The organism is Pseudomonas sp. NFX15, from assembly GCF_049132105.1.
GTDB lineage: Bacteria > Pseudomonadota > Gammaproteobacteria > Pseudomonadales > Pseudomonadaceae > Aquipseudomonas.
This window is the reverse complement of sequence record NZ_JAFMPV010000002.1, coordinates 42,408-63,203: the sequence shown is the minus strand read 5'-3', so window position 1 is coordinate 63,203 and position 20,796 is coordinate 42,408. Positions and strand designations below refer to the sequence as shown.

Genomic DNA, 20,796 nt, shown 5'->3' with positions numbered 1-20,796 from the left:
GTTAATCAGAAGCCGTGAGGACAGCGCTGTCTTTTCGAGCACGTTCATACCGCCTGTTTCAGGCCGTTGGCCTGCCACCAGACGTGCGCTTGCGCGGCCAGCTCTTCAACGCTGTGGATCGAGGCATTCAGCGCCAGCGTCAACGGCTCGCCCTTGGGCGATTCGAGGGTGGCGAACTGACTTTCGATCAACGTGGCCGGCATGAAATGGCCCGGACGATGGGAGACACGCTCGGCAGCAACTTCGGGGGTCAACTCAAGAAACACGAAGCCCAGGCCCGGCAAGGCACTGCGCAGGCGTTCGCGATAGATGTGCTTGAGCGCCGAACAGGTCAGCACCGGGCGCTGGCCCTTGGCGTCGATACGGCGCAGTTCATCGCACAGGCTGTCGAGCCAGCCGGCACGGTCTTCGTCGTTCAGGGGGATCCCCGCGCTCATCTTTTCGATGTTGGCGGCAGGGTGGAAAGAGTCGCCTTCAATGGCAGTGGCGCCGCTCAGATGGCACAGGGCCTCGCTGACGCATGTCTTGCCGCAACCGGCAACGCCCATGATGACCAGGGCGGTGATGGGATGATTCATGTAACACCTCAGCGCGCAGACAGCGCTACCTTTGCCAGTTATGACACTAGACCAAAAGCAGAAGTTGCCGACGCCTTTCTTGTCATTTTGTGGGTTGCAGCAGGTTGAGTCCCAACGCCAAAAAGCAAGGATCAGGCGAACCCTCGCTTACGCATTTGCAGCTGCTTCGAGACAGCGCTACCTTAGTGCCTTGAATTTTGTTTGGCAAGCCGTCGATGAACCCAACCAAGAACGATAAAAATACCCGCACCACTGGCCGCCCTACCCTGAACGAAGTTGCCCGGCTGGCCGGTGTCAGCCCAATTACCGCTTCGCGCGCCTTGCGGGGCGTCAGCACCGTGGCCACCGAACTGGTGGAAAAAGTCCAGAAAGCGGCGCTGGACCTCAACTACGTGGTCAACCCTGCCGCCCGTGCGCTGGCCTCGGCCCAGAGCCATTCCGTGGTGGTATTGGTGCCTTCATTATCCAATTTGCTGTTCATCGATACCCTGGAAGCCATTCATCAGGTTTTACGGCCCAAGGGCTTCGAAGTGCTGATCGGCAACTTCCACTATTCGCGTGACGAAGAAGAAAACCTGCTGCGCAACTACATGGCCTATCAACCCCGCGGCCTGTTGCTAACCGGTTTCGACCGCACCGAAAGTTCGCGGCGGATGATCGAAGCCAGCAACATTCCCTGCGTGTACATGATGGAACTGGACAGCGCGGCCGGGCTCAATTGCGTGGGTTTCTCGCAGCTGGCGGCCGGTCAAACGGCAGCCGAGCACTTGCTGTCCCGCGGTCGTAAACGCCTGGCCTACATCGGCGCGCAACTGGACCAGCGCACCCTGCTGCGCGGCGAGGGTTTTCGCAAAGCCGTGCAAAAGGCCGGCTTGTATGACCCGGACCTGGAAGTGTTGACCCCACGCGCCTCTTCCGTCGGCCTGGGCGGCGAGTTGTTTCTGCAACTGCTGGCCAGCCATCCCGATGTCGATGCGATTTTCTTCGGCAACGACGACCTGGCCCAGGGTGCGCTGCTTGAGGCGATGCGCAACGGCATCAAGATTCCCGAGCAAGTGGCGATCCTCGGTTTCAACGACTTGCCGATGTCCGAACACATGGTCCCGCGCTTGAGCAGCATCAATACCCCGCGTGAGGCCATCGGCCGTCGTGCAGCCGAGCAGATGCTGACGCTGATGGCCGGCAACACCGTGGCCAGACCGGTGCAGGACATGGGGTTTGAGTTGAAGGTGCGCGAGAGTACTTGAGCACACCTCATCTGCGGTCATGCCAGGGACCTTGTGGCGAGGGGGCTTGCCCCCGTTCGGCTGCGCAGCAGTCGCGATCCGGTCCATGGGGTGTACCTCAATGACCGCTGAGCCTGTTTTAGGGGCTGCTTCGCAACCCAACGGGGGCAAGCCCCCTCGCCACAATTTCAACTAACCTTTAGGGTGTCCCCCATCCGCTTGTTAGATTCCAGAAGCGTCGATTCGCTAACGGAGTAGCCCCATGGAACACGCACTGAAGATTCTCGGCAAAGCCTCGTCCATCAACGTCCGCAAACTCCTGTGGACCTGCGAGGAGCTGGGCATCCCCTACGAACGCGAGGACTGGGGCAGCGGCTTTGCGTCCACCCACAGCCCGGAGTTCCTGAGGCTCAACCCCAACGCCCAGGTGCCGGTGATCGTCGATGCGGACTTGGTATTGTGGGAGTCCAACACTATCTGCCGCTACCTGGTCGGCAAACATCATCACCATCATGCCGATCTGCTGCCGACCGAACCTGCGGCCCGCGCGCGGGTAGAACAGTGGATGGATTGGCAAGCCACCGAACTCAATCCTTCCTGGAGTTATGCGTTCATGGCGCTGGTACGCAAGGACCCGGAATTCCAGGACGCGCATCGCCTCGAAGTCGGCATCCGTGGCTGGAACCAGAAGATGGGCCTGCTCGAGCATCAACTCGCGACCACCAAGGCGTATATCGCCGGGCCGCGGTTTACCCTGGCGGACATCGTCATCGGCCTGTCCGTCAATCGCTGGCTGATGACGCCGATTGACCGCCCCGATTACCCGGCGGTCGATGAGTATTTCCAGCGCCTGGCGCAACGTCCGGGCTTCCTCAAGCATGGCTGCAACGGCTTGCCTTGAATGATCGCTGGTGACCTCACTCCCCAAGCGTCCCGGGGACGAACCGTCCGCCAAGACCCGCGTGAACCTGCAAGCGGTCTATGCGCCGCTACCTGAAGGCGTCAAGGACTCGATCGGGACCAAAGGCTCGGCCACGGATGAGCTCAAGGAGTACATGAGCAAAACCCCGGGAGAGCGCCTGCGCGATGCAATCCTAGATGAAATGGGGCTGACCCAGGAAGAGATCGACCAAATGCAGCCAGAGAAGCAAATGGCGATCGGCGAAGAAATTGCCCAGCGCATGCAGGACATGGCAGAAATCGCCAAGGCTGAAAAATAACAGGAAAATGGCGACCAGAACAAACTACAGAGGGTCGACAAGTTCCTCGCAGCGCTTTAACAGGCAGCGCCTGCAACTGGTGCTCACTTAGTATCCCCGCCAAATAGTGTAGAGACCTTGATACTTACTATTTTGTCACCCTGGGACTGAAGGTGATCGATGGCATATATTTCTGTCCACGCTGCGGAAGGGTCTGATTTTTCGGGAACACTGAATGGGCAACACTCATCACCAATACCAATTTCCTTTAGAGTGCTAGTTTCTATGACTCCTACCCCATCTCTCCTGTTCACCCCGTATACGATCGAGGCGTAGGCTTTATTGTTATATTTCCACGACGACACCTGGAGGCTCATATCGTAGTCTGCAAGATTGAATGGACTGAATTCTTGCTTACTGCGCAATGAAACTTTCCTGCCGGTAAAATATGGGTGCTCCCAGACGCAAAAATAACCATAGTCGCAGGTACTGTCCGGTTGAGCGGAGTCCTTGGGGGGAAAAGTCATAATGACTGCTCCATCTCCATAAACCAATTGGGTAGCACTGACCTGCCGCGCTCCCGCTTTTCTAGCGAGTTGTTGATCAATCTGTTGTTGAACCTCGGCCTTCTGTAATTTAGTCATTGTGGAATTGAACAGTGTGTAGTTGCTTTGCGCTACCGACACTTTCTCTCCTTTTAAGAAGTAGATTGCTCCGAGGCAGACAATTATTGAAAAAACAATAACAACCCATTTGATCTTCATATTAAATCTCATCCATGCGAGTTATGAGTACTACGGCTTCCAGCCGAGGTTTATCGTTAACCCAGCCATGTACCCGAGAACACATAATCCGACCGATTCGATAGTCAGTCTACTGTCAGAACTAACAGGTACCGGACTTCGAGCGACTCGGAACAAGGGCAAACCAACAGACAAAGTTGCCCTGCCTCCTTCCCCGGGCGACGGCGCGGGGAAGGAGGCAGATCGAATGCTTATTGGCTTGGATGTGATAACGGAGGCCCGATTGCCGGGCTCCGCCGAAGCAGGCTCAATGACCGAACGCCTCAACCTTCCTGGCCCTCCTGTCAGTGCGCTTTTTGCCGATCTTTTTGGGTCGCTCTACCGGGACCCCTTTTTCATTTGCTCATTTTATGTAGGAGCGAGCCTGCTCGCGATGGATTCAAGAGCGCTGCGTTTAGCCAGAAAACACGCGTCATTGTTGTCGATCCTCGCGAGCAGACTCGCTCCTACAATGAAACGGGTCAGTTCAGTTGCAATGTGGAGTTGAACTGGCTGATCGCATCCACCACATGCCGCGAACCCTGCTGGATTTCCAGGATCACCTCCCCCGCCTCGTTCGCCAGCTCCACGCCGAGCCCCGTTCGACTCAAGCTCGACTGCATGCTCGATACCGCGCTGAGAGACAAGTCGTGGTTCTTGCGCACCACATCGACGATCTCCAGCGTCGCCTGGCTGGTGCGCGCTGCGAGGCTGCGCACTTCATCGGCCACCACCGCGAACCCACGCCCGTGCTCACCGGCACGCGCCGCTTCAATCGCCGCGTTGAGCGCCAGCAGGTTGGTCTGGTCGGCAATGCCGCGGATGGTCTGCACGATGGTGCCGATGATGTCCGACTGCTTGCTCACCGCATCAATGCTCAGCGCCGCTTCGTTCAGATCCTGGGAAATGTCCTGGATGACCTGCACCGTCTGCTGCACCACCTCGGAACCTTTGCGCGCGCAGGCGTCATTTTGCACCGAGGTGCTGTGGGCCGCTTCAGCGGCGGTTTGCAGGGTGGTCATCTGATGGGTGATATCGCTGGCGAACTTGACCACTTTGTAGAGCCTGCCCTTGGCGTCGAACAACGGGTTGTACGAGGCTTCGAGGAAGATGGTCTGGCCCTGTTTGTTCCGGCGCTCGAAACGATGGGAGTGATATTCACCACGATTGAGCGATGCCCAGAAATTGCGGTAATTCTGAGATTCGGCTTCGGCACGGTGGCAGAACAGGCTGTGATGCTGCCCCACCACTTCGTTGAGCGAGTACTGCATGGTTTTCAGGAAGTTCTCGTTGGCACTGATGACCTTGCCCTCGGGCGTGAACTCGATCACCGCCATGGAGCGGCCGATGGCTGCGAGACGGCTTTCGTTTTCATGTTCCTTGTTGACCTTGGCGGTGATGTCGGTGGCGACCTTGATCACGCTCTTGACTTGCCGGTCGGGGCCCAGCACCGGCATATAGCTCGCTTCGAGCCAGATCTCCCGGCCGCTTTTGTGCAAGCGCAGGAAGGTCCCGCTCAGCGGCTCGCCCCGCGCCAGGTCACGCCACAACCTGGTGTAGTCGTCGCTGCGATAAAACTGCTCTTCACAAAAAATCCGGTGATGCTTGCCGTGCACTTCATCGGCGCTGTAACCCATGGTGCTGCAAAAGTTTTCGTTGGCATCAATGACGATGCCGTCCGGGGTGAACTCGATCATCGCCATCGAACGACTGATCGCCGCCAACTTGGCGTTGGCCTCGGTCAGCGCACAGCTGAATCGTTCGATTTCCAGCAGGTCAGCCTTGTGATGTAGGTTGAACATGGTTGTATCACCTTAAGCGCGGTTTTTTGATTGATGAAAGTTGCAGGTCTTTCAAATCCACCACTACGTTCCGTGGAACAGGCACACGCACGCCTCCAAAAAGGAGGACTTGTCAGGTGATAAATGATGATCAATCGGAGGGTCCCTATAACGGCACTCTCATCAAGACATCCTTCTCTTGATAGCCCGCACGCAGGCCAGCCCTAACAGATTCACAACAAATTCCATTTAGCGCAAAGCTCCTTGTCATCAAGTGTGGGTGCCTTCGATTGCGCACTCTTTCGCCAAGACATCGACCGCCTCATCACGGCCGACATGGTTAGTTACAACTGATCATAGACAGCAACCTTGGGCTTGCAAGGCCACTAGTCGGCCAGCATTGAGGACAAAAACGGTTCAGCAACTGGTTGGGGGGTTACCGTTCGCCGAGCATGTCCAGCAGCACCTGCACTGCCGCCGACGTTGGTTTGTTCGCCGCGACCACCAAGGCAAACTCGCGCTCGATCCTCGGCAACACCGGCACCACACGCAAACCCTGGCGATTACCCGGCAATGTCATTTCCGGCACCAGGCTCACGCCGATGTTTTCCCGCACCAGGGTGAACGCACTGCTCCATTCACGGACCTCGACGCGCACGTCCCGCAGTTGCAGGCCCGCATCGGCAGCCAGGCTTCGTGCATTGGTCGAACAACCGCCCGTGGCCAATACAAAGGGTTGCGCCGCCAACTCGGCGAGAGACACACCTTCTTCATGGGAGCGCCGCGCCAGCGGGTGGCCGCCGGGCAATACCGCCATCCACGCATCGCGTCCCAAAGGACTGGCCTTGCGCTCGGCAGACGGATTGAGCACCACGCCGACATCCACCAATCCCGCGCCGAGCAGGGTTTCCACTTCGTCATCGCTGACCTCCAGGGCGACCACCTCGATGCCGGGGTAGAGCCGGTTGAACTGACGCAGCAACGGCGGCAGAAAGGTCGCCAGTACCATGGGAAAACTGGCCAGGCGAATCGTCCCGCGTTGAATACCTTTTGCGGCCTCGATGGTGCTGCGAATGGCTTCCAGGGCACCGAGCATGGTCCGCGCCTGATCGATAACCGGCAGGCCGATGGCGGTCGGCAATGTCTGGCGGTTTTCCCGAGTGAACAATTGCACCCCGAGGCTTTCCTCGATCAGCGCCAAGGCCTGGCTGGCGCCTGACTGGGTCATGCCGACCCGTTCGGCGGCGCGGGTGATGTTGCCGGTGTCCGCCACGGCCACCACCATTCGCCAGTGCATCAGGTTCATCATGGCAGTAGCTTTCCTTATGGTAGCTTTCTGAAAGATTAATTTTACCGAGGGTGCCGAGCACTATGACACTGGCGTAAACCCACAACCAGAGCCCGCCCCATGAAGCTGTATTACGCCCCCCAAGCCTGCTCGCTCGCAGCGCATATCGTATTGCGCGAACTGGAACTGCCCTTCCAATTGATCCGTGTCGACAACATCACCAAAACCACCGCCGACGGCGACGACTTTCTCGCCATCAACCCCAAGGGTTACGTCGCTGCCTTGCAACTGGAGAACGGCGAGTTGCTGACCGAGGGGCCGGCGATCCTGCAATACCTGGCGGATCTGCAGCCACAAGCGAAACTGGCCGCAGCCCAGGGGACATTCGAGCGGGTACGGTTGCAGGAGTGCCTGAACTTCCTTTCGACGGAGATTCATGGCGGGCTTGGTTGGCTGTTCAACAGCCGATTCCCGGATGAAGTGAAAACGTTGATCAAGGAGAAGCTGTTCAAGCGTTTTGCGGTGTTGAACCAGACGTTGGAGCGACAAGATTTTTTGATGGCGGGCGGGTTCAGTGTTGCTGATGCGTACTTGTTTACGGTGTTGCGTTGGGCGAGGTTGTTTGAGATTGATTTGAATGGGTGGCCGGCGTTGGCAGGGTTTCAAGCGAGGGTGGATCAGCGGCCGGCGGTGAAGGCGGCGTTGGCCGCCGAATTGGCGTAAGACTGGAGATTATTCGCGCCAGCCAGCGTTCGTTGGCCTGGTGGATGGGTACTGGGGCGGTGTACATCAGCAGTTCGGCGATGCGTGGGGTCATCAAAATGTTCCTGCGTAACGTATTCCTTGTCGGAGCGGGCTTGCCCGCGAAAGGGTCCTGCCTGGCAACATTGATGCAGGATGTGCCAGCCTCTTCGCGGGCAAGCCCGCTCCTAGAGGGTTTGAAGGTTGTCTCTGCCTCAGTGAAACGGATGCCTCGGGCTGTCGATGGCTTTCACGCCATGTCGGCGCCACAACGGCCCATAACCTTGCACCAGAAACCCGCCGCTGCGTGCCAGCCATTGCTCGCGGCGGGCATGGTAGACGCGGGGCAAGTCGTACCAGGGCAGGCTCGGCAAATCATGGTGCACCAGATGAAAATTGAGGTTCAGGAACAACCAGCGCCACGGCCAGGCCGCTTCATTGAGTACGGTACGTTGCTCCGGCGCGGCGTGAGGCCGATGTTCATAGTAGGAGCGAACCATCGCAATCGACAGCGCCGGCACGCTGATCAAAAACAGGTAATGCCAAACCGGTAGCGCACTGAAATTCGACAAGAACCAAAGCATCAACCCGGTCATCAAGCCGTGACTCAACCACATCTGCCAGGCCTGCGGCTCGCCCGCTCTGAGGCGTTGCAGTTCATCATGGGCCAGTGCCAGCAAGGCCAGCGGTGCACCCAGGGCAAAGCGGCCGAGCACGGTTTTATTCAGCCAGTGCAGGCTCTGTTCGAACAGCGAACGGCCCTGCCAATGATCGGCACTCAGGTAACGACTTTCCGGGTCACGACCGGGAATGGTGAGGTCTTCGTCGCGGTGATGCTGCAAATGGCTGTCGCGATACAAGGTGTACGGATACCACACGGCAAACGGCGCATAACCCAGGATTTTGTTCAGGCGCACCCAGCGTGTGGGGTGACCGTGCAACAGTTCGTGCTGCACGGATAACCACAGCACCAGCAGTGGTATCAGTAACAGCGTGCTCCACCACACCCCCAATCGATGACTGTTCAAAACGATGCCAAACCAGCCGCCGTAGACACCGATCAGCAGCAGCCAGGTCGGCCATTCAGTGCGTGCGGTGAAACGTCGGCGCAGGGTGTCGATTTCTTCCCGGTGGGTGTCATCAAAGTAATGAGGCATGGCGTTGCTCAGATCGGGGACCAATCCCCTTCTGTGCAATGGCCTTGGGAAATCCTGCAGATTATTTTTACGACAATCGCTCCCACCTTGCGTGGGAGCGATCGATCAACACGGGCTCAGTGACCGAACACGTCGACCTTCTTGGCCTTCTTGTCCGCGCGTTTTTCAATGGCGGTTTTCGCCGGTTTCTTCTTCGCCGCTTTCTTTGAATCCATACCTTTGGACATGATGCGTACTCCACTCACAGGGATGTGAGATCAGGTATACACCTATCCCGGCGCGTACGTTCTTTTATAATCGCAGGCCTTGCCCATCGACAGCCCAAGACCATGACCGACACCCGATACACCCTGCTCGACGAACCGTTATGGCCGTTGATGAACAAGTTTTACCGCGCTCATCAGTCGTCGATGAAAGCCGTGCGCGACGCGCAACTGTGGGTCGCACGACGCGATGAAATCGTCGCCGCGCTGTGCTTGCGACCGGTGTCCGGCGGGCATTGGCTGACAGGATTGTTTGTCGACCCGGCGTGTCGCGGCCAGGGGATTGCCGCGGGGTTGATCGCTGTCGCGGTGAAGGACTGCGAGCTGCCGGTGTGGTTGTTCTGCCATCCGGACTTGCGCGGGTTTTATGAGCTTCACGGTTTTACGTTCGATCCGCCGATGCCGTACGCAATGGTTGAACGCTTGACTCGGTATGCGCGCAGCAAGCCGATGATTGCGATGGGGCTGGAAGCGAAATAACGACCCTGAAACTGTAGGAGCGAGCCTGCTCGCGATGGCGGCGCATCAGTCGCCAACAATGTTGACTGACAGGGCCTCATCGCGAGCAGGCTCGCTCCTACAGAGGACTGCGAGTGTTCATTCGTCGGCGTTGGGGTCGAGGTCCGGGAACATCACTTCGGTGAAGCCGAACTTGCTGAAGTCGGTAATGCGCGACGGGTACAGGCGGCCGATCAGGTGATCACATTCGTGCTGCACCACCCGCGCATGGAAGCCCGAGGCGATGCGCACAATCGGTTCGCCCTTGGGGTCGACGCCTTCGTAACGAATGTGCTGGTAACGCTGCACCGCGCCACGCAGGCCGGGCACCGACAAACAGCCTTCGAAGCCCTCTTCCAGGACCGGGCTCAGCTGTGTGATCAACGGGTTGATCAGGATCGTCTGCGGCACGGCCTCGGCGTCCGGGTAACGTTCGCTGTGCTCGAAACCGAAGATCACCAATTGCAGGTCGACGCCGATCTGCGGGGCAGCCAGGCCCACGCCACCGACACTTTCCATGGTCTGGAACATGTCATCGATCAGTTGCCATAGCTCAGGGCTGTCGAACATCTCGGCGGACACCGGCGGGGCAATGCGCAGCAGGCGCTCATCGCCCATTTTCAGAATGTCACGGATCATGATCAGGCTTCGTCAGAGGTCGGTTTGAGCGAATGATCGCGGCCCAGTCCCGACACGTGGTGTTTTTCGTCGTGGCCGGGACCGTGCTCACCGGGGACTTTCTCTCCCGGGTCCTTGCCTTCGTTGGACATGTGCTCGATCACTGCATTCATCTCGGCGCCGAGCAGCAGTACCGCAGCAGAAATATAGAAGTACAGCAACAGCACGATGATCGCGCCGATACTGCCATACATGGCGTTGTAGTTGGCGAACTCCTTGACGTACAAACCGAAGCCCAGCGAGGCGATGATCCATACCACCACCGCCAGCACCGAACCTGGCGTGATGAAGCGGAACTGCTGTTTGACGTCGGGCATGACGTAGTATATGCAGGCCACCGCCATCATCAGCAGGATCACGATCACCGGCCAGCGCGCAATGGTCCAAACGGTGACGATGAAATCTTCCAGGCCGACCTGCGAAGCAATCCAGCTCATCACTTGCGGGCCGAGCACCATCAGTGCAGCGGCGATCAACAGCATGCCGGCGATGCCGACGGTGTAGATGATCGACAGTGGGAAGCGTTTCCACACGGGCCGGCCCTCGACCACGTCGTAGGCGGCGTTCATCGCGCTCATCATCAGCCGCACGCCGGCCGAAGCGGTATACAGCGCAATCACGATACCCACCGAGAGCAGGCCACCCTTGGACTGCTGAAGCTGGTCGATCACCGGGTTGACCTGCTCCAACGCCTGGGGCGGCAATACCAGTTCCGATTGCAGGCGCAGCCAGGAGAAGAAGTCGGGCAAATGCAGGAAACCGATCAGGGCGATCAGGAACAGAATGAACGGAAACAGCGAAAACAGCATTTGATAGGCCAGCGCCGAGGCATAGGTCGACATCTCGTCTTCGACGAACTCGGTGACCGTGCGCATCATCACACGGTGCAGGGGCAGGCCTCTCATGTCCGGGAAAATCATTTGCGTCTCCATTCGCCGCATACGGATTTGGGTTGAAGTCGTGGCGACTCAGGGCTGTTTTCTTTGATCAAGGTAGCCCACTTGGCGACTTTGAAACAATTTCAGTGTGCAAGTTCAGGCTGACACAAAAACGGCCATCCGTGGATGGCCGTTTCTGACACTTATCAAAGGCCGGATCAAGCCTTGTCGATACCTTTCTTCAATGCATCCTTGGCCTTGCCGACGGCTTGCTGGGCCTCGCCTTTCTTTTCCTGCACCGCGCCTTCGGCGCGCATTTTGTCATCACCGGTGGCCTTGCCGACGCCTTGCTTGACGTTCCCGGCCGCTTCGTTAGCCATGCCTTTGACTTTATCGCCTGTGCTGCTCATGGTGTCTCTCCTGTGAACATTTTCAATCGATGGAAAAGTCGTTACACAAGGTTGACCGAGGGGGTTTGCAGGGAGTTTCATTTATTTTCAGGCCGACATTTCATCGTCCGGTGCAGGTTGCGCTTTATGTTTGCGGGCCAACCCCCGAGAATGCGCCACACGTTCAGGCCATGGCGCTGAAGATCCAACCCCGTAGGAATGTTATGAAACTCGATAAAAAGCAGGCCATTGCCCGCAGAAACCAGGAACTTGGCGGCGCTGTGCTTGGCATCAACAACTGCCACTTCGCCGAATTGAACCGTAATCGCAACATCTGGTGGTTCGACCTGCCGGTGACGCGCCTGGCCGTGGGTCAGTACGAGTGGATTCACCTGCTGATGCACACGCCGGCCACCGACGAATTGCTGCACCTGAAAGTGCCGACGGTGTTCCTGCGCGAGAAGCTCGAGGGCCTGGTGGTGCGCAACGAAGGCAAGCGCAAGGCGGCATTGAGCCTGGAACTGAGCGCTGACAAGGATTCCTTCCTGCAGGACATGCGCCCGGCGGGTACCAACGTTAATTTTGCGCCGTTTCGCCAGTAATACGCAGAACTCCTGGGGTGAGGGGGCTTGCCCCCGTTCGGCGGCGCAGGCATCGTAAATCAGATGCACATGGTACTTCAGGTATATCTCAGTGACTGGCTTTGGGTCCGCTGCGCAGCCCAACGGGGGCAAGCCCCCTCGCCACAAAAGCCGCCCTGACCACAAAGTCTGCGCCAACAAAAAGCCCCGCATCAGCGGGGCTTTTTGTTGGGTTACGCGACGGCTTTCTTCGCGTTGATCTTCTTCAACTCTTCATCGCGCAACTCACGGCGCAGGATCTTGCCGACATTGGTGGTCGGCAGCGCATCGCGGAACTCCACAGAGCGCGGGACCTTGTAGCCGGTGACGTTGGCGCGCATGTGCTCCATCACCTGTTCCTTGGTCAGGGTTACGCCCGGTTTGGCGACGATGAAAATCTTGATCGCCTCGCCCGACTTCTCATCCGGAATACCGATGGCCGCGCATTGCAGCACACCCGGCAGCGTGGCCAGCACGTCTTCGAGCTCGTTCGGGTACACGTTGAAGCCGGACACCAGGATCATGTCTTTCTTGCGATCGACAATGCGCAGGTAACCGTCTGCCTGGATCAGCGCGATGTCACCGGTTTTCAACCAGCCTTCGCTGTCGAGCATTTCATCGGTCGCTTCCTGACGCTGCCAGTAGCCCTTCATGACTTGCGGGCCTTTCACGCACAGTTCGCCGATTTCGCCCATCGGCTGCTCGACACCGGCGTCATCGATGACTTTGCACAGGGTCGACGGCACCGGAATGCCAATAGTGCCAATCTGGATGTTCTGGATCGGGTTGACCGTCGCCACCGGACTGGTTTCGGTCATGCCGTAGCCTTCGCAGATGGCGCAACCGGTGACCGCTTTCCAGCGTTCGGCGGCGGCCAGTTGCAGGGCCATGCCGCCCGACAGGGTGACCTTCAGCGCCGAGAAATCCAGCCTGCGGAAGCCTTCGTTGTTGCACAGGGCCACGAACAGCGTGTTCAGGCCGACGAAACCGCTGAACTTCCACTTCGACAGTTCCTTGACCATCGCCGGCAGGTCGCGCGGGTTGCTGATCAGGATGTTGTGGTTGCCGATCAGCATCATCGCCATGCAATGAAAGGTGAACGCATAGATGTGATACAGCGGCAGCGGCGTGATCAGGATTTCACAACCTTCATTGAGGTTGGAACCCATCAGTGCCTTGCACTGCAGCATGTTCGCCACCAGGTTGCGATGGGTCAGCATCGCGCCCTTGGCCACGCCGGTGGTGCCGCCGGTGTATTGCAGCACCGCGACATCGCCGCTGGCCGGGTTGGCTTCCGTCACCGGCTGGCCCAGGCCTTTGCTCAGCACGTCGTTGAACTTGACGGCTTTGGGCAAGTGATAGGCCGGCACCATCTTCTTCACGTACTTGATGACGCTGTTGACCAGCAGGCGCTTGAGCGGCGGCAGTAAGTCGGCAACTTCGGTGACGATCACGTGCTTGACGCCGGTTTTCGGCACCACGGTTTGCGCCAGATGCGCCATGTTGGCCAGGCAGACCAGGGCCTTGGCACCGGAGTCGTTGAATTGGTGTTCCATTTCCCGCGCGGTGTACAGCGGGTTGGTATTGACCACGATCAGCCCGGCGCGAATCGCCCCGAAGACGGCAACCGGGTACTGCAAGACGTTGGGCAGTTGCACGGCGATTCGATCGCCGGGCTGCAAGTCGGTATGCTGTTGCAGATAAGCGGCAAAGGCACCGGAGAGTTCATACAACTCACCGTAGGTGAGTGTCTTGCCCAGGTTGCTGAATGCCGGCTTGTTGGCGAAGCGTTGGCAGGATTGCTTCAACACTGCCTGAATATTCGGATACTCGTCTGGATTGATGTCGGCAGCAATCCCAGCTGGGTACTTATCCTTCCAAAAGTCTTCGATCATGGAAGCCCACTCCTCAGCAACGCGAATTCAGCACCGCATTTGATGCGATTATTATTGGTGTTTAGTCATTGGTGAATCTGGCTGACAGAAGGCCGAGAAGTCACAAAAGCGCGCCGAGAGTAGCAGCTTTGCCAAGGGTCGACTAGAGCCAAAAGCGGCCTCTACGGTCACATTTGTGACTCAAGACTGACAAGCGGTCATTTTAGAGCAAAAAACCTATAAAGCCCTGAAGCCCGCGAAAAACGGGGCCTAGATGAATATGTAGGAGCGAGCTTGCTCGCGAAAAACCAAAGACCGCCACTGGGCAGCTGGTTTGCGCGTTATCGTTCACGACCTTCGCGCGCAAGCTCGCTCCTACAGCGACCCGCGCAAAGCGCGGCCATTCACCAATCAAGCGATATCACGCAACTCCCGCCGCAGGATCTTGCCCACCGGTGTCATCGGCAGCGACTCACGCAGCACGATGTGCTTGGGGACTTTATAGGCCGTGAAGTTTTCTTTGCAGTAAGCCTTCAACTCTTCAAGGCTGACCCCGGCCTCACGGGCCACCACGAACAGCTTCACCGCCTCCCCCGATCGCTCGTCGGGCACACCGATGACGGCACAGTTGGCCACTTTTGGGTGCGCCATCATCACGTCTTCGATTTCGTTCGGGTACACGTTGAAGCCCGAGACGATGATCATGTCCTTCTTGCGATCGACGATACGCACAAAACCGTCCGGGTCGATCACCGCAATGTCCCCGGACTTGAACCAGCCCTCGGCATCCAGCACCTCGGCGGTGGCCTCGGGTTTGTGCCAGTAGCCCTTCATGATTTGCGGGCCCTTGATGCACAGTTCGCCGCGTTCCCCCAAGGGTTGTTCGACGCCGTCATCGTTGATGACCTTCAGCGAGGTGCCCGGCACCGGCAAGCCGACCGTGCCCAGCCGCGACTGGTCGCCGTACGGATTGGTGCAGGCCACCGGCGAGGTTTCGGTCAGGCCGTAGCCTTCGGTGATGCGACAACCGGTCAACTGTTCCCAACGCTCCGCGGTGGCCTTGACCAGTGCGGTGCCGCCGGAGTTGGTGAGTTTGAGGCTGGAGAAATCCAGGGTCTTGAAGTCCGGATGATCCATCAGCGCGACGAACAGCGTGTTGAGCCCCAACAGCGCCGAGAACCGCCAGTTCTTCAGCTCCTTGATGAAGCCGCCGATGTCACGCGGGTTGGTGATCAGCACGTTGTGATTGCCCGACACCATCATGCACATGCAATTCGCTGTGAACGCATAGATGTGGTACAGCGGCAGCGGCGCGACCATCACTTCCTGGCCCTCGCGCAACAACGGCTGGCCGTCACTGCCGAACTGTTCAAGGCAGGCACGTACCTGCTGCATATTCGCCACGAGGTTGCCGTGGGTCAGCATCGCACCCTTGGCCAGGCCGGTGGTGCCGCCGGTGTATTGCAGCACGGCAATGTCATCGAGGCCGACCTTCAGCGGCTTGATGCCCAGGCCACGGCCCATGCGCAAGGCGCTCCTGAAGGAGATGGCCTGGGGCAAGGCATAGTCGGGGACCATTTTCTTCACCTTGCTGACCAGGGTGTTGACCAGCCAGCCCTTGGCGGCCGGCATCAAGTCCCCCATCTTCGCTTCGATCAGGTACTGGATGTCGGTGTCGGGCAGCACTTCCTGGACTTTCTGCCCGAACATGTTCAGGTACACCAGCGCCCGGGCACCGGAGTCCTTGAACTGATGACGCATCTCCCGCGCGGTGTACAGCGGGTTGGTGTTGACCACGACCAGCCCGGCGCGCAAGGCGCCGAACACGGCAATCGGGTAATGCAGGACATTGGGCATCTGCACCGCGATGCGATCCCCCGGCACCAGGTCGGTGTGGGCTTGCAGATAACCGGCGAAAGCGGCGCTGTGGCGTTCCAGTTCGGCGTAGGTCAGGGTCACGCCCATGTTGCTGAACGCGGGGCGGTCAGCAAACTTCTTGCAGGAACGCTCGAACACCTCGATCACCGACTTGTAGGCCCCCATGTCGATATCCAGGGGCACGCCGGCCGGGCGTTTGTCATTCCAGAAATCAGGTTGCATTGTTCTTGTCCTCTTTACCTGAATCTATCCGGGGCCGATTTTCTGTCATTTCTCTTTGATCCCTCAAAGGCAGAAAGCGAAAAGCGGAGCTTTACGGACACTAGCAGCTATGGCGATTGAGGCAAATATGCGCAAACCCGTCATTGATCGTGTGAATCTTCCTGCCTCGGCGTGGGCTGATCCGTCGCGGGCAACCGGATGCGCTATACAATGCAACGACCCCGTGCAAAGGAACCGCCATGATCCATGACACTTTCTGGCTGACCACGAGCGACCACAGCCGCCTCTTCGTCAACCAGTGGCTTCCCGAGGGCAACCTCAAGGCGATGATTCTGCTGGCCCACGGCATGGCCGAACACAGCGGTCGTTATGCAGCGCTGGCGCAAAAGTTCTGCGATCAGGGCTATGGGGTCTGCGCGCCGGACCTGCGCGGACATGGCAAAACGGCCGAAAACGGGACACTCGGGCATTTTGCCGACGACGATGGCTGGTGCAAGGTCGTCAGCGACCTCGCCAGTCTCAACCAGCACATCGGCCAGCAATATCCCGGCGTGCCGATCATCCTGCTGGGGCACAGCATGGGCAGCTACATCGCCCAGGCTTATCTGCTGCACCACAGCGCCAGCTTGCACGGGGCTATTCTCAGCGGCTCGAATTTCCAGCCGGTGGCGCTTTATCGCGCGGCGCGGCAAATCGCCCGCTTCGAACGCCTGCGCCAGGGCCGCAAAGGGCGCAGCGCCTTGATCGAGTGGCTGTCGTTCGGCTCGTTCAACAAAAAATTCAAACCGGCACGCACGCGGTTCGACTGGCTCAGCCGCGATCCGGCGCAGGTCGACCTGTACGTCAACGACCCGCTCTGCGGCTTCCGTTGCACCAATCAGCTGTGGATCGATTTACTCGGCGGCTTGCAGCAAATCAGCAAAGCGTCCAATCTCGCGCAGATTGACCCGGGCCTGCCCTTGCTGGTGATGGGCGGTGAATGTGATCCGGTGAGCGAGGGCAAACGTCTCAAGGATCTGGCTGACGCACTGCGCGCGGCCGGCAGCCAGCACTTGCAATTGAGCGTTTACCCGCAGGCGCGGCACGAACTGTTCAACGAGAGCAACCGCGATGAAATCATCGCCGATGTACTGAACTGGATCGCACAGGCCTTGAGCACGCCGCGGCCGCACCGATCCGAATAGTTTTGTTGTGAATTACTTAATTCGTCACAGGAATCGAGACAGATGACCCAGGTTACCAACACCCCTTACGAAGCTCTGGAGGTCGGCCAGACCGCCAGTTTCAGCAAGACGGTAGAAGAGCGCGACATCCAGCTGTTCGCCGCGATGTCAGGCGATCACAACCCGGTTCACCTGGACGCCGAATACGCCGCCAGCACCATGTTCAAGGAACGCATTGCCCACGGCATGTTCAGCGGCGCGTTGATCAGCGCGGCGGTCGCCTGTGAATTGCCTGGGCCGGGCACCATCTACATCGGCCAGCAGATGAGCTTTCAGAAACCGGTGAAGATCGGCGACACCTTGACCGTTCGCCTGGAAATCCTCGAAAAACTGCCGAAATTCCGCGTGCGCATCGCCACCCGCGTGTTCAACCAGCGTGATGAGCTGGTGGTGGACGGCGAGGCGGAAATCATGGCGCCACGCAAGCAGCAGAGCGTGACGCTGACTGAGTTGCCGGCCATCAGCATCGGCTGATCTACGCCGCAAAAAATGTAGGAGCGAACCTGCTCGCGATAGCGCCGGATCAGTCAACATCACTGTTGAATGACAGGCCCTCATCGCGAGCAAGCTCGCTCCTACAGTTGCTTCTACCCGCTGTTACGAACGGGCACGCGCCTGATTACGCAGGGCTTTTACCTGATCGTGATTGCGTTGCACGCCGTGATACTGACGTTCAACCAGGTCACGAATGCCGACCAGGTTGTGCTTGTTGATCTTCTCCATGGCGTCCCGATAAGCCTTGAGCGCATGGTCCTCACCGCGCTCGGCTTCATTGAGCACGGCTTCCTCGCCCTTGCCGGTGAACATCGACTTCACGTCGACCCAACGGCGGTGCAAGTCGCCACTGACACTGGTGGAGGTTTCCGGATCGCCACCCATGGAGCGCACGGCTGACTGCAATTCTGCCGCAGCGGTGCCACAGTCGGCAGCACGCTGGATAAACAGGGTTTTGAGTTCTGGGTGCTTGATGTCTTCAGCGCAAGTCTTGAACCCTTCCTGACCGTCCTTGCTGGTTTCAATCAGGTCGTTGAGTACAGAGATCGCTTCTTTATTCATGTCGGTCATTTTTTCAATTCCTTGCGGTGGATGAAAGGTGTAACAACCATTGCACCGTGCATGCCAGCTAGTAATGACCGACTTAGTCTTTATTTTTCAATAAGTTATGAAATACGAGCAAATCTGTATCCGTTTTATTTGCATGATCTGTCATTTGGCCTGCATGCAGAATGCCTGTATTTTCCAGACTGACCGACTCAAGACGACCGCTCGATGAATCCTGAAAAGCTCGAACTGCTGATCACCCGCGAAATGCCCTTCGGCAAATACAAGGGGCGCATCATTGCCGACCTGCCCGGCCCTTACCTGAACTGGTTTGCCCGCGAAGGTTTTCCCCATGGCGAACTCGGCGGCCTGCTGGCGCTGATGCAAGAAATCGATCACAACGGTTTATCCGACTTGCTCGAACCGCTGCGCGCCAAACACCGCAAGCCTGCCCCGCGCCACTGAATCACTACCGAGTTGCCCATGCCCGACAACACCCGCCGCGCCCGTGATGAAGCTTTCTGGCAAACTTTTGCCGACCGCTACAATACCGAACCTGGACCGATCAACCTGGAGAACGGTTACTTCGGCCGCATGTCGCGCACCGTTATCGAGGAATACCAGCGCAACATCGAACGGGTCAACCGCAGTAATTCGCTGTACGTCCGTCAGCGCTTCGAACAGGGCGACAGCCTGCAGATCCGTGCGCAACTGGCCAGTTTGATTGGCGTGCCCGCCGCCAGCATCGCCCTGACCCGCAACGCATCGGAGGGTTTGCAGTCGCTGATCCGCAACTACAACCGCCTCCAGCCCGGCGACCAGGTGCTGGTGTGCGACCTGGAATACGACACCGTCAAAGGCGCCCTGCGCTGGCTGGCCCGCCATCGTGGTGTCGAAGTGATCGAGATCGAACACGCTCACCCGGCCACCTTCGACAGCCTGCTGAACACTTATCGCGAAGCCTTTGCACGGCATCCGCGGCTCAAGTTGATGGCCCTGACCCACGTCACCCACCGCACGGGCCTGGTGATGCCGGTCCAGGCGATTGCCGCCGCGGCCAAGGAACACGGGATCGACGTCATCCTTGACGGCGCCCATGCCCTGGGCCAGCTCGAGTTCGATCTCAGCGAGCTGGGTATCGCGTTCGCCGGCTACAACCTGCACAAGTGGATCGGCGCGCCGCTGACCCTTGGCTTCATCTACATCGCCCCCGAGCGCCTGGCCGACATCGACCCGGACATGGGCGAGATGCATTACCCGCCCACCGATATTCGCGCTCGCACTTCCTACAGCACGCCCAACATCCCGGCGTTGCTGACCCTGCCACTGGTGCTCGAAGAGCATTGGGCGATGGGCGGGGCCGCGGCCAAAGGTGCGCGGCTCAACTACCTGCGCAACCGTTGGGTGGTCGCGGCGCGCGAACTGCCGGGCATTGAAGTCCTGACCCCGGATGATCCACGCCTGTATTGCGGCATCACGTCCTTGCGCTTTACCCGGCAGGCCGATCAACAGGTCATGGTCGAGCGCTTGCTCAACGAGTACAACCTGTTCACCGTGACCCGCGACGGCGCGGCGTGCGGCCCGTGCGTGCGCATCACGCCGGGGCTGACCACCACGACGGCTGACATGGACCTGCTGGTCAGGGCGTTGACCGAACTGGGCTGAGGTCAGACGGTGTACTTGTCAAAGTCCTCGGGCTTGATCTGCGTCGATGCGGCGAACGTGTCGATGCCGATCGTCATCTGCCCGAAAAAGCCGTCGTCAGCCGAATCCCGCCCCAGCGTATGCACGCTCAGGGTCGAGGCTTCACCGCCCATGGTGGTATAGAAAAAGTCCCGGTCGTTGCTCAGGGCCGGCACGCTTCGACCGCCGTACGCTCGGGTGCAGAGCACCGAGCGCGAGGCCACCTCAGGCAGGTAAAGCTGCCCGACCCAGGCGACATGCCGCTCTTGCTGGTAGTTGTTGCCGGCGGTGATACGCACGGCCACGTGAATGTGCAAGGCACGGCCGGCATAAAAGCCCGGATAGATCGTGGTGAAGCGCACGATCCCCGCCTTGTCGCTGAACTGCCCACCGCGCAGGTAGGTGTCGTCGTCGGTTCGCGGCACGGCGCCGATGTCACCGCTGTCGACCTCGACGTCCGGGTTGATCTTGCTCCAGCCGGAATAAGCCCCCCGTGCATTGCAGTGCCAGATATCCACCAGTGCGTCGGGGACCGGTTCGCCAGTCATCGCATCGACGATGACCAGGCGCAGCACCAGCGGAATGCCGTCGGCGCCTTCGCTGATGTTTCGGCGGATCAGCTTGGGGTTACGGAAATACGGGCCGGCAATTTGCTCGGGGGACAGCAGGTAGACCGGGTTGGCAGGTACATCTGAGGTGTTGGCGTCCATGACGTTCTCTCTTCCATAAGATGAACGCAGGCTAGCACTGGCCGGTTTTCGTTATGCGGTAACTATGTATCGCATGATGTCCTCATT

Annotated in this window: 21 protein-coding genes and 3 pseudogenes; 10 read left to right on the top strand and 14 right to left on the bottom strand. The window is 58.7% G+C overall.

Features of this window, described 5'->3' with window-relative positions:
* Positions 1-44 precede the first annotated feature (44 nt).
* A complete protein-coding gene (locus tag J1D76_RS02405; RefSeq protein ID WP_421136856.1) occupies positions 45-578 on the bottom strand; it encodes a gluconokinase in 534 nt (177 codons plus the stop codon).
* A gap of 215 nt (positions 579-793) precedes the next feature.
* Here J1D76_RS02405 and J1D76_RS02400 point away from each other — a divergent pair, with 215 nt between their 5' ends.
* From J1D76_RS02400 to J1D76_RS02390, 3 genes are all read left to right on the top strand, one after another.
* Positions 794-1,825, top strand: a complete 1,032-nt coding sequence (locus tag J1D76_RS02400) for a LacI family DNA-binding transcriptional regulator (RefSeq protein WP_421136855.1) — start codon at positions 794-796, stop codon at positions 1,823-1,825.
* A 241-nt stretch (positions 1,826-2,066) separates the two neighbouring features.
* Entirely contained in the window at positions 2,067-2,705 is a 639-nt protein-coding gene (locus J1D76_RS02395) for a glutathione S-transferase family protein (protein WP_421136854.1), read from the top strand.
* Positions 2,706-2,715: 10 nt separating this feature from the next.
* Positions 2,716-3,024, top strand: coding sequence for a hypothetical protein (locus tag J1D76_RS02390; protein WP_421136853.1), 309 nt, complete (start codon positions 2,716-2,718; stop codon positions 3,022-3,024).
* Positions 3,025-3,107: 83 nt separating this feature from the next.
* Here J1D76_RS02390 and J1D76_RS02385 read toward each other — a convergent pair whose 3' ends face one another.
* From J1D76_RS02385 to J1D76_RS02370, 4 genes and pseudogenes are all read right to left on the bottom strand, one after another.
* A complete protein-coding gene (locus J1D76_RS02385; protein ID WP_421136852.1) occupies positions 3,108-3,767 on the bottom strand; it encodes a peptidase inhibitor family I36 protein in 660 nt (219 codons plus the stop codon).
* Positions 3,768-4,267: 500 nt separating this feature from the next.
* Positions 4,268-4,696, bottom strand: a pseudogene (locus J1D76_RS02380) (methyl-accepting chemotaxis protein); the annotation flags it as partial.
* A 117-nt stretch (positions 4,697-4,813) separates the two neighbouring features.
* Positions 4,814-5,587 (bottom strand): annotated as a pseudogene (locus J1D76_RS02375) (PAS domain-containing protein); the annotation flags it as partial.
* 415 nt (positions 5,588-6,002) lie between these two features.
* Entirely contained in the window at positions 6,003-6,875 is an 873-nt protein-coding gene (locus tag J1D76_RS02370) for a LysR family transcriptional regulator (protein ID WP_421136851.1), read from the bottom strand.
* Between the two features lie 99 nt (positions 6,876-6,974).
* Here J1D76_RS02370 and gstA point away from each other — a divergent pair, with 99 nt between their 5' ends.
* A complete protein-coding gene (gene gstA / locus J1D76_RS02365) occupies positions 6,975-7,577 on the top strand; it encodes a glutathione transferase GstA (RefSeq protein ID WP_421136850.1) in 603 nt (200 codons plus the stop codon).
* On the opposite strand, the pseudogene J1D76_RS02360 reads toward gstA, so the two are convergent.
* Both J1D76_RS02360 and J1D76_RS02355 read right to left on the bottom strand, forming a co-directional pair.
* Positions 7,564-7,671: pseudogene (locus J1D76_RS02360) on the bottom strand (phosphate ABC transporter substrate-binding protein); the annotation flags it as partial. The gene gstA and the pseudogene J1D76_RS02360 sit on opposite strands and share 14 nt — an antisense overlap.
* Positions 7,672-7,810: 139 nt before the next feature.
* On the bottom strand, positions 7,811-8,752 hold the full coding sequence (locus J1D76_RS02355) for a fatty acid desaturase (protein ID WP_421136849.1): 942 nt from the start codon (positions 8,750-8,752) through the stop codon (positions 7,811-7,813).
* Positions 8,753-9,081: 329 nt separating this feature from the next.
* Between J1D76_RS02355 and J1D76_RS02350 the strand changes: the two genes are divergently transcribed.
* Positions 9,082-9,495 (top strand): GNAT family N-acetyltransferase, encoded by a 414-nt coding sequence (locus tag J1D76_RS02350; protein WP_421136848.1) that lies wholly within the window; start codon positions 9,082-9,084, stop codon positions 9,493-9,495.
* 117 nt (positions 9,496-9,612) lie between these two features.
* On the opposite strand, the gene def is transcribed toward J1D76_RS02350, so the two are convergent.
* The 3 genes from def to J1D76_RS02335 form a co-directional block, all read right to left on the bottom strand.
* A complete protein-coding gene (gene def, locus J1D76_RS02345; RefSeq protein ID WP_421136847.1) occupies positions 9,613-10,152 on the bottom strand; it encodes a peptide deformylase in 540 nt (179 codons plus the stop codon).
* 2 nt (positions 10,153-10,154) lie between these two features.
* Entirely contained in the window at positions 10,155-11,111 is a 957-nt protein-coding gene (locus J1D76_RS02340) for a YihY/virulence factor BrkB family protein (protein ID WP_421136846.1), read from the bottom strand.
* A 176-nt stretch (positions 11,112-11,287) separates the two neighbouring features.
* Positions 11,288-11,479, bottom strand: a complete 192-nt coding sequence (locus tag J1D76_RS02335; protein WP_421136845.1) for a CsbD family protein — start codon at positions 11,477-11,479, stop codon at positions 11,288-11,290.
* A gap of 203 nt (positions 11,480-11,682) precedes the next feature.
* On the opposite strand from J1D76_RS02335, the gene J1D76_RS02330 reads away from it, so the two are divergent.
* On the top strand, positions 11,683-12,060 hold the full coding sequence (locus J1D76_RS02330) for a hypothetical protein (protein WP_421136844.1): 378 nt from the start codon (positions 11,683-11,685) through the stop codon (positions 12,058-12,060).
* 212 nt (positions 12,061-12,272) lie between these two features.
* On the opposite strand, the gene fadD1 is transcribed toward J1D76_RS02330, so the two are convergent.
* Both fadD1 and fadD2 read right to left on the bottom strand, forming a co-directional pair.
* The gene (gene fadD1, locus J1D76_RS02325) at positions 12,273-13,973 is read right to left on the bottom strand and encodes a long-chain-fatty-acid--CoA ligase FadD1 (protein WP_421136843.1); all 1,701 of its coding nucleotides are present in this window, start codon (positions 13,971-13,973) and stop codon (positions 12,273-12,275) included.
* 390 nt (positions 13,974-14,363) lie between these two features.
* A complete protein-coding gene (gene fadD2, locus J1D76_RS02320) occupies positions 14,364-16,052 on the bottom strand; it encodes a long-chain-fatty-acid--CoA ligase FadD2 (RefSeq protein ID WP_421136842.1) in 1,689 nt (562 codons plus the stop codon).
* 239 nt (positions 16,053-16,291) lie between these two features.
* Between fadD2 and J1D76_RS02315 the strand changes: the two genes are divergently transcribed.
* Together J1D76_RS02315 and J1D76_RS02310 are read left to right on the top strand one after the other, a co-directional pair.
* Positions 16,292-17,236 carry a lysophospholipase gene (locus tag J1D76_RS02315; RefSeq protein ID WP_421136841.1) on the top strand — a complete coding sequence of 315 codons (945 nt, stop codon included), beginning with the start codon at positions 16,292-16,294 and terminating at the stop codon, positions 17,234-17,236.
* Between the two features lie 42 nt (positions 17,237-17,278).
* Positions 17,279-17,749, top strand: coding sequence for a MaoC family dehydratase (locus J1D76_RS02310; protein ID WP_421136840.1), 471 nt, complete (start codon positions 17,279-17,281; stop codon positions 17,747-17,749).
* A 123-nt stretch (positions 17,750-17,872) separates the two neighbouring features.
* On the opposite strand, the gene J1D76_RS02305 is transcribed toward J1D76_RS02310, so the two are convergent.
* Positions 17,873-18,340, bottom strand: coding sequence for a ferritin-like domain-containing protein (locus J1D76_RS02305; RefSeq protein ID WP_421136839.1), 468 nt, complete (start codon positions 18,338-18,340; stop codon positions 17,873-17,875).
* Positions 18,341-18,544: 204 nt separating this feature from the next.
* Between J1D76_RS02305 and J1D76_RS02300 the strand changes: the two genes are divergently transcribed.
* Both J1D76_RS02300 and J1D76_RS02295 read left to right on the top strand, forming a co-directional pair.
* Complete coding sequence (locus J1D76_RS02300) at positions 18,545-18,781, top strand: DUF3820 family protein (protein ID WP_421136838.1); 237 nt, start codon at positions 18,545-18,547, stop codon at positions 18,779-18,781.
* Positions 18,782-18,799: 18 nt separating this feature from the next.
* Positions 18,800-19,981, top strand: a complete 1,182-nt coding sequence (locus J1D76_RS02295) for an aminotransferase class V-fold PLP-dependent enzyme (protein WP_421136837.1) — start codon at positions 18,800-18,802, stop codon at positions 19,979-19,981.
* Positions 19,982-19,983: 2 nt separating this feature from the next.
* On the opposite strand, the gene J1D76_RS02290 is transcribed toward J1D76_RS02295, so the two are convergent.
* A complete protein-coding gene (locus J1D76_RS02290; RefSeq protein WP_421136836.1) occupies positions 19,984-20,709 on the bottom strand; it encodes an intradiol ring-cleavage dioxygenase in 726 nt (241 codons plus the stop codon).
* Positions 20,710-20,796: the final 87 nt, after the last annotated feature.

Bases quoted from the DNA above. Each gene is read 5' to 3' on its own strand.
- def (WP_421136847.1), bottom strand. From the start codon at position 10,152: ATGATCCGTGACATTCTGAAAATGGGCGATGAGCGCCTGCTGCGCATT.
- fadD1 (WP_421136843.1), bottom strand. From the start codon at position 13,973: ATGATCGAAGACTTTTGGAAGGATAAGTACCCAGCTGGGATTGCTGCC.
- J1D76_RS02315 (WP_421136841.1), top strand. From the start codon at position 16,292: ATGATCCATGACACTTTCTGGCTGACCACGAGCGACCACAGCCGCCTC.
- J1D76_RS02290 (WP_421136836.1), bottom strand. From the start codon at position 20,709: ATGGACGCCAACACCTCAGATGTACCTGCCAACCCGGTCTACCTGCTG.
- J1D76_RS02370 (WP_421136851.1), bottom strand. From the start codon at position 6,875: ATGATGAACCTGATGCACTGGCGAATGGTGGTGGCCGTGGCGGACACC.
- J1D76_RS02310 (WP_421136840.1), top strand. From the start codon at position 17,279: ATGACCCAGGTTACCAACACCCCTTACGAAGCTCTGGAGGTCGGCCAG.
- J1D76_RS02350 (WP_421136848.1), top strand. From the start codon at position 9,082: ATGACCGACACCCGATACACCCTGCTCGACGAACCGTTATGGCCGTTG.
- J1D76_RS02305 (WP_421136839.1), bottom strand. From the start codon at position 18,340: ATGACCGACATGAATAAAGAAGCGATCTCTGTACTCAACGACCTGATT.
- J1D76_RS02355 (WP_421136849.1), bottom strand. From the start codon at position 8,752: ATGCCTCATTACTTTGATGACACCCACCGGGAAGAAATCGACACCCTG.
- fadD2 (WP_421136842.1), bottom strand. From the start codon at position 16,052: ATGCAACCTGATTTCTGGAATGACAAACGCCCGGCCGGCGTGCCCCTG.
- J1D76_RS02400 (WP_421136855.1), top strand. From the start codon at position 794: ATGAACCCAACCAAGAACGATAAAAATACCCGCACCACTGGCCGCCCT.
- J1D76_RS02295 (WP_421136837.1), top strand. From the start codon at position 18,800: ATGCCCGACAACACCCGCCGCGCCCGTGATGAAGCTTTCTGGCAAACT.
- J1D76_RS02405 (WP_421136856.1), bottom strand. From the start codon at position 578: ATGAATCATCCCATCACCGCCCTGGTCATCATGGGCGTTGCCGGTTGC.
- gstA (WP_421136850.1), top strand. From the start codon at position 6,975: ATGAAGCTGTATTACGCCCCCCAAGCCTGCTCGCTCGCAGCGCATATC.
- J1D76_RS02300 (WP_421136838.1), top strand. From the start codon at position 18,545: ATGAATCCTGAAAAGCTCGAACTGCTGATCACCCGCGAAATGCCCTTC.
- J1D76_RS02395 (WP_421136854.1), top strand. From the start codon at position 2,067: ATGGAACACGCACTGAAGATTCTCGGCAAAGCCTCGTCCATCAACGTC.
- J1D76_RS02340 (WP_421136846.1), bottom strand. From the start codon at position 11,111: ATGATTTTCCCGGACATGAGAGGCCTGCCCCTGCACCGTGTGATGATG.
- J1D76_RS02335 (WP_421136845.1), bottom strand. From the start codon at position 11,479: ATGAGCAGCACAGGCGATAAAGTCAAAGGCATGGCTAACGAAGCGGCC.
- J1D76_RS02385 (WP_421136852.1), bottom strand. From the start codon at position 3,767: ATGAAGATCAAATGGGTTGTTATTGTTTTTTCAATAATTGTCTGCCTC.
- J1D76_RS02330 (WP_421136844.1), top strand. From the start codon at position 11,683: ATGAAACTCGATAAAAAGCAGGCCATTGCCCGCAGAAACCAGGAACTT.